This is a genomic window from Candidatus Enterococcus testudinis (genome assembly GCF_002140915.1).
Classification (GTDB): Bacteria; Bacillota; Bacilli; order Lactobacillales; family Enterococcaceae; genus Enterococcus_D; species Enterococcus_D testudinis.
Genome location: NZ_NGKU01000001.1, coordinates 3,021,751 through 3,033,277 on the forward strand (window position 1 = coordinate 3,021,751; position 11,527 = coordinate 3,033,277).

Sequence of the window (11,527 nt, forward strand, 5' to 3'; positions counted from 1 at the left end):
AAAACACTTTACAGAGTAGAGATAACAAGTTCTTGGTCAATGCACGTCAAGATATTTCTTCAACTCCTGAAGGCGCTACACGCTGTGACTCTTCTAGATAATAGTAGACCGTTTCCGGCTTCAACCCCTCCATAGAAACAAACCAGGTATCCTGCAGATCAGATTTATTTAGTGTCATGTAGCTCATAAGATCAACGCCAGATTCAAAGAATTCCAACCGTTTAGGTTCGCCATTTCTAACGTTGAATCCCACAAAATTATTAGAACCAGGTTCGATTTTTTTCCAGGTAGAGTCCTTGATCGTTCCCTTTTCACTGTTTCCGCAGATTTCCCCTTGATTATTCCAAATCAATACTAGATTATTACGTTTATCTTGTCGTAAAAACCCTTTGTTATGAAGGACATTTACAAGTTCTTCATCAATGCAGCGTTCCTCTATTAAATATTTTTTTGCTCGAACAAAAGGCCGTTCATTTTCTTTATCATATTTGTAGTCAATTTTTGCTTCTGGTTCAAATTCCGTTGCGTCATAGTCATTGTCTGTAATATGTCTGACGGCTTCTTTAAAGTCCTTTATTCCAACAATCTTTTGGACAAAGTCAATCGGCCCTCCACCAAAATGTCCATTATTTTCAATAAACAAATTTTTGGGGACTGTAATAACTACAGAATGATTGTCTGCAATACGATATTGTTTGGCAGAATCTTTTTTTAAGTCAATGCCATTTTTATGAGCGATATCTAGGATCGATACTGTCTTCGCAAAAGCAATCTGTTCCGAGAACGTTTTGTACGTCTTTTGTGGTTCGGTCAGCTTTTGTTTTTCTACCGTGGGCGCTTTTTCTTGTTCTCGTTGTTCCAATTCTTGATGGATCATCAGTTGCGTATCGATCTGTTCAATCATTTGGCGAGAGAACACTTTCACCTCTTCCATTTGAGCCAATTTATCCTCAACGGTCTGTCCATTCTTTGTCCAAGCCGCAATATACGGAATCGATTCTTCTTTCGTATCAATGCCGTAATGGTGGGCACCGATATACGCAGCCAACTCCGCTTGAAATTCTTTGACTGAGCTAGAATAAGTCGAATTACTCGCTTTTGATTGAAGTTTTGCATGTGCCAATTCGTGGATCATGGTTGGCACTTGTTCTGCTTGTGTAAACCGAGGATTCATGAAAAGCATTTCTGAGCCATCGATGCCCTGACCATATGCCCCTTTTGCAGTTCCTAACACTGGCGTAACAGTCGTTAGATCATCAATGATCGTTAGGCCTTCTGATAAGGCATAGGTTTCTAATGATTGGTATAACAGTTTTGTGTTTGCGGCCGTCGTCTGACTAATATCAAAGACCGGCACGTTTTTGAATGCCCTTCTTTCTTCTGTTTTCAGTTCTCCTTTGAGTATCTTCTCTTTTTGTTGCTTGGTGGCTTTCGATAGTGACTGTGAACGTCCCTGTTCGTTGATAAAACACTTATACGTTGTTGGCGCCAAAACCCATATGGCTTTTTCTCCCTTGCGAATAAAAAAGCCAGCGTCTTTGAATTTTTTCGCACCGGCCACAGCGTGAGCATGAGGTAATTGCTCTTGGATCAATGCCGTATTTTTTAGTGAGTAATTGTAAAACTCACTCATAAACGCACCTAGTTCTAAGACGTCTTCCGGATCATCAAAATGATTCTTGATATTTTCCATGGCATCTTTGACGAGTTGGTCGGTTTCTTTTTTTAATTCATCGGCTGATTTTCTTTTTTTGACTGACCGTTTTTCTTCAGAATATTCAATTTTATTTTTAGTATCTGGATTGCTCATTTTGAGTTGCCCTTGTGTCAGCTGCTCTGGCTCTCCTTTATAGTAATCACTCGAATCAAATTCGATCAATCCATGATCAATAGGCACGCCCATATAAACATTATTTTGTTTTTTATAGTCATTCCATTGGCTAATAAAAGAGGAAAGATATTTTGGATTCAATCGGTTATTTACTAAAAAATCATCATTCAATTTCTCTTCAGCTTCTTTATGATCTTGACTGAACCAAATATTTTCTTCAGTTAATTTCGCATGTAAATCAAACTCATAGGACGCTACTGTACTTTTAAAAATATTTTCCTCATCTGTATAGATTCTGAAAAAAGCCCCTTCTGCATGGTTTTCAATTCTTAAATAGTAAGCTGCTTTTGAATGATCGTTTGTTAGAACATCCTTCTTATCTTTTGTAGCTAACGATTCAAGCTTTTCATAATAGTCTTGGTTACTATTGACCCCGTCCCCGACGTCTAAACGAAATGCATCGACGATTTCTCCATCTTTAATTTCCTAAAAGTAAAATTTGTAATACACTTTCCATTGGTCGATCTAAACGTTTGATTTCTTCGATTAAAGGTTGTGAAACGATCTCTCCTTCAAAATTACGAATGCTTTCCGACCCCTCGTTAAATTCCACTCGATGGAAATGGTTCAAGGCAGCTTCTTGATCTTTTGTAGCGTTGAGCACCTCTGTAGTGTCACCCGTTAGTTCGTTTAAAAGGTTCTGTTGCAAAGTTTTAAATCTACTATCAAATAAGGTAGAATAATAGAAAAAGATAGCAAGAGGAATGACGATGAATCATTTTAAAGGAAAGCAATTTCAGCAGGATGTGATTATTGTAGCCGTGGGCTACTATCTTCGTTATAACCTTAGCTATCGTGAAGTTCAAGAAATCTTATATGATCGTGGCATTAACGTTTCTCATACGACGATTTATCGTTGGGTGCAAGAATATGGCAAACTACTCTATCAAATTTGGAAAAAGAAAAATAAAAAATCCTTTTATTCATGGAAAATGGATGAAACGTACATCAAAATTAAAGGAAAATGGCATTATTTGTATCGAGCCATCGATGTAGATGGTTTAACCTTGGATATTTGGTTACGTAAAAAACGGGACACACAAGCAGCCTATGCTTTTCTTAAGCGGTTAGTGAAGCAGTTTGATGAACCGAAGGTTGTAGTCACAGATAAAGCCCCCTCTATTACAAGTGCCTTTAAGAAACTAAAAGAATACGGCTTTTATCAAGGGACAGAACATCTTACCATTAAATACCTGAATAATTTGATTGAACAAGACCATCGTCCAGTAAAGAGACGCAATAAATTCTATCGAAGTTTACGCACTGCCTCTACCACGATTAAAGGCATGGAAGCCATCCGAGGATTATATAAGAAAACCCGAAAAGAAGGCACTCTCTTCAGGTTTTCGGTCTGTACTGAAATCAAGGTATTATTGGGAATCCCAGCTTAAATCATAGATACCGTAAGCGATTTTATTCTTTATTTAAAACTTTGCAACAGAACCGATTGATATATAACAACAAACCTTCTTTCCATTGTTCCTTTTCAAGCAAGTGCATGCCTTTGGGTTCAATGAAAATTTGGAGATAGTGATCTTTATTTTCCAACAAGAGGATAAAGTCCGGCTGGAAAGCTTCAAAGCGTCGTTCACGGACGCGCTCACCAAACTGATAGAGCTTTTGAGCGCATCACTTTTTATGGATTCGCGGTGCATGTTCTCGTCCATTCAGAGCAAGTATACGTGTTCATAGTGTTCTTGGAATTCCTTAATGCGTTCCGCCAGTCTATCAACCAGCTGTTTCTCAGTCTGGTTGATGATACTCGAATCGTAGACGAAGAAATCTTCTCTTCTCACATGACGACTACTTAGTAGGGACTTGGACCAGAAAAGAGGCCTTCTTGCCAGTAGACCTCTTTCGAGACACCGTCAACTTACCTGAGAATATATTTACTAATTCCTTTATAGAATAATTATGTTGATAATTAAAACTAAAATCCGCCATTTAAATTTAATAATAAAAGACAACTACGTCAGTGAGCTCCAATCGGGAATTAATGTCTCAATTATTTCTATCTCTTCATTGTTTAATCCATATAATAGATATATTTCTTTATCTAACTCTTTCTCAAGATAAGCTGTAGATTCTTGCTTATTTTTTTTGATTAATATTTGATTAGTGATATTTTCAATTTCATTACTTTGAGGGACCCGTAGAGGAACTTTTAGTAAAGGTTCTTTATCTAGTTGATAATTATTTCCTTGCATTTTTCCTTTTTCTTTCAGCCAAAATGCTATTAATTTTGAATTAATAATTCCAGTCAATACTTTCGTCGATATTTTTTGGGGTTTAATAATATTGCATGATTGGGAAACATAACAATCAAAATCTGAATAAGAAAATATAGGTCTACCTACTGATTTTCTAACTGCAACCACCTTTTCACCTTCAAAAAAATCTTGGACACGCATTCTATGAAGCCCATAAGGCTTATTTGATGAAGTTAATATTGATAAAAAAGGATCTAAATGTTTTTTTAGTTGTGGATAATTATCAAAACTATCATGAAATTTATATTCTTTTCCCGTGTAAATTAGCCAATTTTTATTCTTTGGATTTGTATAGTAGGGTTTTAACTGTTCTGGCATATAGTATGGTTTTATTAAAGATTCTTCATTTTCATTTAAATGAAAATGCTCTTTCTCTTCACTTGTAAATGCAAATATTCCTTGTCCCACGGTGAAACTTTCTCCTAATTTTTTCTGATTAGCTTTATTCAGAAAATCTTGTGGAAAAACAATACCTTGAGCTACCTCTTCTTTTGTTAAGTAAAATGATGGTGAACTATTGATTTTATTTAACAACCCTTCTGAAACACTAAAAGTCAAATAACAATCTATGAACTCTACTCTATTTATTTTGGGTTTTAAATACTCGACTTCAGGAGAAGTCTTTGCCAATACTTTTGAAGCATTTAAAAGTTCTAATTGATCTTTATTAGCAGTTACTTTAGAATAATCGAATTGATAATTGTCAGTATCATTATTCTTAGAAAAAAGCATAATCATTGTCTGTTGGTCAGCACTTTCAAATACCATTAATTCACCAAAATCAATTAGTTGAATAATTTTAGTTTCTTTGATAACTTTATTTCTTAATTTACTAGCTCCACTATTAGTAACCCAATTATTTTTTGCAATAAAAGCAAGATGTCCGTGTTTTTTCAACATATCAATTCCTAAACAAGCAAAACTGTACCACAAATCCATTTTTCCTTGATAATAAGGTATTCCTATGAATTTATCCTTTGAAGATTTTCCTTCCAGAAGATATGGTGGATTCCCAATTACTGCATCAAAACCTTCCGTTATTCCAAACATTACGTGTGGATCAAAAAATTCTGCAGCAGTTCTATTTTTAAACGGATCAAATGACTTCAACTGAAAAGTTCGTTCATCATCAAAAACATTACCTTGACCAAGTGTCAGTTTATAATACCTTTCTTGATATTCCTTTTTCTTATGGGGAGATTTAGCATTAAAATATTTATTTCTTAATTCTTGAAGCCTAATATCTAATTCTGGATCAGCAAATAAATCAGTTTGACCATCCTCTAACTTAACTAATGAATTAGCTGCAATAAATTTAAAATCTAGATTTGGTAATGGCTTAATGTTTGAAATATCTTTTTCATCAACAATTACTGATAACCATGCACGAAGTCTTGCTATCTCCACAGCCATAGGTTGAATATCAACACCAAAAATATTATTTTCAATAATAGACAGTTTTAACTTGTAAGGGTCAAAACGTTTTTCAATTCTTTCATAAGTTTTTAGTAGTTGCTGAAGCATCCCCATAGGAAATGCTCCTGAACCTGCCGCAGGATCAAGTACTTTGAAATTGTCGAGAGCTATTTTAATTTCAGAAATAACTTTCTTGCTATTAACTCCCCAGACATCTGCGCTAGATGTGCTTTTTCTATTCAACCATTGAGAATCAGATAAATCTAATAATTCATCTATTCCTTTATGAGCTGTTTCGTCTATTTTAGAATATAAATATTGTCTAACAGTTTCTTTCACCATATACCCAACAATTTCACGTGGGGTATAAAACGAACCTGTATTATTGCGCTCATTATTATCTTCATTATCTGTCTGAGAAGCTAATAAAGACTCAAAAACCTGTCCCAACATTTCAGGATCTACCGCTATTAATTCAAAATCAGCACTAGATTCATCTGTTGTAAAATTAAATTCATCAAAATGATTATATAAGCGTGTGAAATAACCTTCTGGAAATTCTATTGTTTCATCAACAAAGTCGTTTTCCTTCGCTTCAAATAGACCCCCATTTAAATAAGGATTAAGCAAATCGCCGCTAGTTCTAGATTCAACCTCAGTATTTAATGTTTCAAAAAATAATTGTTTCAGTCTTTGGTTATAATATTCAGTTGCTGTTAAATCATCTGTTTCAAAATATCCAATACTTTCATCGATAACATTCATTTTTCTTAAAAACCAAATAAATAATAATCTCCCCAATAACCTTGAAGAGAATTGTTTTGAATCATCCGACTTTTTCCCATTTTTTTCTAAATATGTTACAACTTCTGCATAATGACTAGCCACATACCCATAAAATTGTTTATTCACTTCTTTAAGTTGTAATGCATTCCATAGTGTCGTATGAATTGTGCGTTGTGGCTCAAATTCTAATTGCTTACCATTTTCAATCCCTGTATATGCTGCAGCACCATTCAATTTATCTTTCAAAATTAATTTTTGAGTATTACTTAAATGTCCATGTAATTCTAATACACGTAATTTTTGATGATTAGAAATAACAACCATCAAACTATTAGTATCTGGTGTTAAAAAGAAATCTATTCCTACTTTATACTCTGGCTTACGAGTAAGGTCTGAATCCTCCCAATTTTGTGAATACTCTGTGGCAGCAGCAATTTTTTGCTTAGTTGCTGAATCACTAAACCAAAAAAAGTTACTCTCCAAAGCACAATCTTCAGAATAAAATAATTTAAATGCACTTCTTGCTGAAGTCGATTCAGGATGACTATTAAACCATGATATCTGTTTTTGATTCTTAAAAGTGTCTAAAGGTAACGGATCTGGCAGCTGTCCTGTATATCTAGCCTCTCTACTTAATTTTTTTTCCCATTCACTATTTTCGGGGAGAATTACCTTTAATACTTCATCTGCTAAATCAATTGCAATTGCAAGGGACATCCATTTATCATCTTCATTTGAAAGCTTTTTAACCAAATCATCTATGATACTAAGCCTTTTCGTTGTTAGCATAAAATAATACTCCTTCAATTTTATCTATTTTTTGTTCCTGATTTTCTTTATCTAAAAGTTTTTTAATGAAAACTTCAAATTTTCGAATAGTTGTAGAATATGGAGCACCTGATTCTTTTACTTCCTTATTTAACTTTCTTACAAGTTGTTCAAATTCACGTTTCTCATTTGATCTTTTAATACCTTTTCTAACTATACCTAATACATCCAATGTAAAGTATGTCCCTACAATTTCTAAAGCTTTTATATGAGAGGGTTTTAAATCAAAAACAGTTTTATTTGAATCAAACTGCACTTTTACTTCTACTCTTCCTTTAGATATATATTCTTCCCTATTCACCTTTATTGTATCCATAATTACATCGTTATCATCAGGCGTTGTTTTAATTCTTCTTAAAGCTTCTTGTTCTTCCATGTATTCTGTTCTAATAGATCGGAAAGGACCTCTACTTTGACCAGAAAATGCAATTTTAACAAAACCTACATCTTTAATTTTTTCACCAGTTCCTGTAATTTTCCCATTAGTTGTATATAAGCCAATCACTTCCGATGGATCAAGAATTGCTTGTTTAGATTCAGGAAGATAGTTCCATTTTCCTTTAGGAATTGCTTTTATTCTCTCAACCTCTCCATCTTCTTTATGTTCTTCTAAAAAAGCCCTTAATTCTAATGAATAATCGTCAGTCCAATCAAGGGGATCCCCTTGATTTTCTAATTTAGAAGCTGCTTTACTTGCTGTTACTTCATTTTCATTATAATAATCAAGCATATCGTTAAATTCAATTGGATTAGCTTCTTCGCCTAATATACTTTGGTCATTACCTACTGTTGAATTTATCGTATCAATTTTACGTTCGAGTCTTCTAACCAATTTTAGATATGTCTCTAAATCATCACTTGGCGTTGCATTGGCAATTAGAACTTCATCAAAACATGATCCTAAACGATTAATACGTCCATTTCTTTGTATCATTCTTACTGGGTTCCAATGTAAGTCATAGTTCACTAAAATCCCTGCATCTTGAAGATTTTGTCCTTCTGACAAGACGTCTGTTGCAAATAAAAAATTCAACTCTACTTCATTAGTTTTCAATTGATATTTTTTGCTATTTGGAGAGAATCTTTTAGCAATCTCTTCTACTTCTTTGCTATTACCTGAAACGAATGCTGATTGCTTGTTAAATCCTGGTATATTATTTTCTAATAATTGAGGCAATGTATCTCTCAAATAATCCACTGTATCAGAAAAGAAACTAAAAACTAACACTTTTCCTCCATGTTTTCCTTCATTGATTTGCTCACATAAGCGTGATACAAAAGAATTTAATTTTTCATCGGAACCTTCTTGTGTTAGTAGGTCTAGTAAACTTAATAATAGATTAATAATCGATTTATCACGATCTATGTCTTTTCTTAGTTGCACCAAATTATAAATATCTTCATCTGCATCTTTACGTTCTATACCACGTTTCTTAATATACTCATCATCGCCATCCATTGCCTCTTCTAATTCGGAAAGATATTGTTCATAGTCCTCAAAGGCTCTATCAATATCTTCCCCATACTCATTTTCCAACAACGATGCATCAGATAAATTTATGATATAGCCTTTTTCTAACCAAGTTTCGAAAAATTCAATTCTATGTTTATAATTAGATATAGATTTTTTTAAAGCCATCATTGATGACTCCAAGCGTTTTAACCAAGTTACATGCAACATATTATGAATAGCTAACTGCGTTCTTATTTTAGAAGAGATATTCATAGAACGGACTTCTGGAATAGACTTACCATATATTTCATTACGATAAGAGTCAGGCTTATATGGTGTAAATCCTAGAAAATTAATTAATTGAAAAAGAAGTGGTATTACCGTTTCCGACATGTTACTATTTAATATTTTAATATCTAAGTATTTTTCTGAAATATCATTGTCTTCAAATACTTGTTCGTTCTGATTATCCTCTTGAAGTCTATGAATATTAGAATACAAATCAATCGGATGAGTCGTTCTCTGTGTAATTTCACTTACAAAATTTAGATTTAACAACCTTGGATCTAAGCCTTCAAAAACATTGCTAATCTGTGCCTCAATCGCCGTTTTTACCAATTTTGAATTATCTTTCCCATAACTATATGAAAATTGTTCAACTTTAGTATCAGGGAATAGTTTTTGTCCCTCAACACTGCTTTTCATTGCATTTCTTTTTATTACACCTTGTCTTGTAGAACGAACTAAATAATGCCTAATACCAGAAGTCAATGATTTTCGATAGATGTTCCAATCTAATTTTTCACCATTTTTTTCTGTTCTACTTACTTGTGACTGAATCCTTTTTAATGCTTCAAAGAAATCAATATATTCTAATTGTGAGTTTCCTGTTGCGTAGGGAACATTTACAGAAACTAAATCACCCTTTGAACCAAGCTGAATTTGATTGGCAAAATCCATAAGTGAATTATTTATTGGAGTTGCAGTAAGAAGTAAAACTTTAGCATTCGGATTTTCCTGAAATAATTCTAATATTTGCTGGTGTCGTGTAGAGCTTGAATTTCTTAGGTTATGAGCCTCATCTACCACAAACAGATCTATTTCATCCCTTGTATTTCTACGACTTTTTGATTTATCAATTAATTCTTGAATTTTATTACTATCCTGCTGTGTATATATTTCAAAATCTCTATGTTCTACTAAATTCCATCTATCACTTTCTAATTCATCTACCCACTGTTGCTTTAGTGACGCAGGTGGAATAATAGCGATATTCACCTTATCATCATGGATATATTGTTTAATTATAGCTGCAGCTGTGATGGTTTTTCCCAATCCTACAGAATCGGAAAGCATAGCAACGCCCATATTATCTAATTTTCGACGAAGACTTAGTGCATTTTGATTTTGGAATTCATGCAAAACTCTTTCAATATCAGTATCGAATGGAGATATATCAATCAGCTCATCTGGAAAAACTTCCATTAATGTCTTTATATATACATCGTATGGACCATAAGTTTTATCCCCTACTGGACTGTTACTAATTATTTCTGTAAAATCCCCAGTCCAATCCTCCGCACCAATATCGTTCCATAACTCATCAAACCAAGTGATATGACCGTTCTCTTGATTGTCGGTTTTGGGTTCAAACTCTACTATTTTATAGTCATCAGTTAAAAAGTTTAGTTCCTGACTAGTAGTAAGCCCTGCTTTTGTAAAGTTAGATGATCCAATTATCCCAACAGATTTTCCATCACCTAATTCACCGAATATATATGCCTTAGCGTGAAGTCTAGGTTGCCTAAAAACTTTTACTTCTAAATTACCTTCTTTTATTAAGGTTACCACTTTACGTGCTGTTTCACGTAGTTCATTTATTTGCTTGGCCCCTCCATAATCTTCTAAATCAGATTGAACATAAACATCTGGAAATAGTTCATTTTCATCAACTGAAATTTTAATTTTTTTTTGAAGATGATTAGCTAAAGGCTCTTGCCCGATTAATAAGTGTATTTTTTTATAATGTTTAATTTCTTCTATTAATTCCAATGTTCCAGTTAAATCCCAATATCCTGTTGCTATACGAAGAACGTTATAATTTGGAGCGATTGTACGTAGTGTTTCTGCTAATGTTTTTCTTTTATTATCAATAAATTGTGGGTATTGCGCCATTAAATTCGCCTCTTTCCGTTCCTAAATATATATCTCCTCTAAAAAACATGCGTCTAAAGATAGCATCAAAGTTTGAATATTTTATATATACTAAAAAAAAGAATCCCCTTCTGTAGAATAGCGTTATAACACCACATTCACAGAAAAGAGGGACTCCCTATAAAATATTTTACTACAGAAAACCTAAAGTCTCTAGTAGAAAAACGATTAATAAATTATTTCGTGTCCGTTTAAATTACAATATGGATATACATTCAATACTGTTTCAGAGGTAATATTCAATGTATTAACAAATAATTTTTTTTATTTAATATGATGCTAACTTTATATCTGATAATTCTAATAACAGTTGATTACCCTTTTAAGATTTTAAACGAATTATAAAATTATGAACAGAAACAGAAAAAGAGGCCTAAGCCTCTTTTTCTAATGATGTTGCTGTTTGTGGCCAACTAAAACTTCAGCAGCTTTACTCCTAATTTTTTTCGTTTTACCAGTAGATAAATCTCTACCAGCCTTTCTAACTTTAGCGGATATTCGTTGGCAGCTTTTCTTTGCCATAATAACATCACCTCACTGATCTGTTTTTCAAAAGAAAGTGGGTAGAATATCAGAAATCACACCATTTTTTATTTGATAGTCTAAGGCTATACAGGAAATGTAAGCCTTTTCTTATGTGATTTTATTATATCACAAACTCTATAAAAA

5 protein-coding genes are annotated in these 11,527 nt (G+C 33.3%); 1 reads left to right on the plus strand and 4 read right to left on the minus strand.

All coding sequences use genetic code 11. The features are described 5' to 3' along the window. Window positions 1–46: 46 nt before the first annotated feature. Window positions 47–2,002: a DUF3991 domain-containing protein gene (locus A5886_RS14720; protein ID WP_256926237.1), complete on the minus strand. Its 1,956-nt coding sequence runs from the start codon at window positions 2,000–2,002 to the stop codon at window positions 47–49. 599 nt (window positions 2,003–2,601) lie between these two features. On the opposite strand from A5886_RS14720, the gene A5886_RS14730 reads away from it, so the two are divergent. Beyond that, window positions 2,602–3,282 (plus strand): IS6-like element IS1216 family transposase, encoded by a 681-nt coding sequence (locus A5886_RS14730; protein WP_179190055.1) that lies wholly within the window; start codon window positions 2,602–2,604, stop codon window positions 3,280–3,282. A gap of 576 nt (window positions 3,283–3,858) precedes the next feature. Here A5886_RS14730 and A5886_RS14735 read toward each other — a convergent pair. From A5886_RS14735 to A5886_RS16115, 3 genes are all read right to left on the minus strand, one after another. Beyond that, the gene (locus A5886_RS14735) at window positions 3,859–7,152 is read right to left on the minus strand and encodes an Eco57I restriction-modification methylase domain-containing protein (RefSeq protein WP_086275819.1); all 3,294 of its coding nucleotides are present in this window, start codon (window positions 7,150–7,152) and stop codon (window positions 3,859–3,861) included. After that, entirely contained in the window at window positions 7,130–10,819 is a 3,690-nt protein-coding gene (locus A5886_RS14740; protein ID WP_086275820.1) for a helicase-related protein, read from the minus strand. Before A5886_RS14740 ends, A5886_RS14735 begins: the two co-directional genes overlap by 23 nt. A gap of 426 nt (window positions 10,820–11,245) precedes the next feature. Next, window positions 11,246–11,380 carry a hypothetical protein gene (locus A5886_RS16115; protein ID WP_256926238.1) on the minus strand — a complete coding sequence of 45 codons (135 nt, stop codon included), beginning with the start codon at window positions 11,378–11,380 and terminating at the stop codon, window positions 11,246–11,248. Window positions 11,381–11,527 lie beyond the last annotated feature (147 nt).

Bases quoted from the DNA above. Each gene is read 5' to 3' on its own strand.
- A5886_RS14730 (WP_179190055.1), top strand. From the start codon at position 2,602: ATGAATCATTTTAAAGGAAAGCAATTTCAGCAGGATGTGATTATTGTA.
- A5886_RS14740 (WP_086275820.1), bottom strand. From the start codon at position 10,819: ATGGCGCAATACCCACAATTTATTGATAATAAAAGAAAAACATTAGCA.
- A5886_RS14735 (WP_086275819.1), bottom strand. From the start codon at position 7,152: ATGCTAACAACGAAAAGGCTTAGTATCATAGATGATTTGGTTAAAAAG.
- A5886_RS16115 (WP_256926238.1), bottom strand. From the start codon at position 11,380: ATGGCAAAGAAAAGCTGCCAACGAATATCCGCTAAAGTTAGAAAGGCT.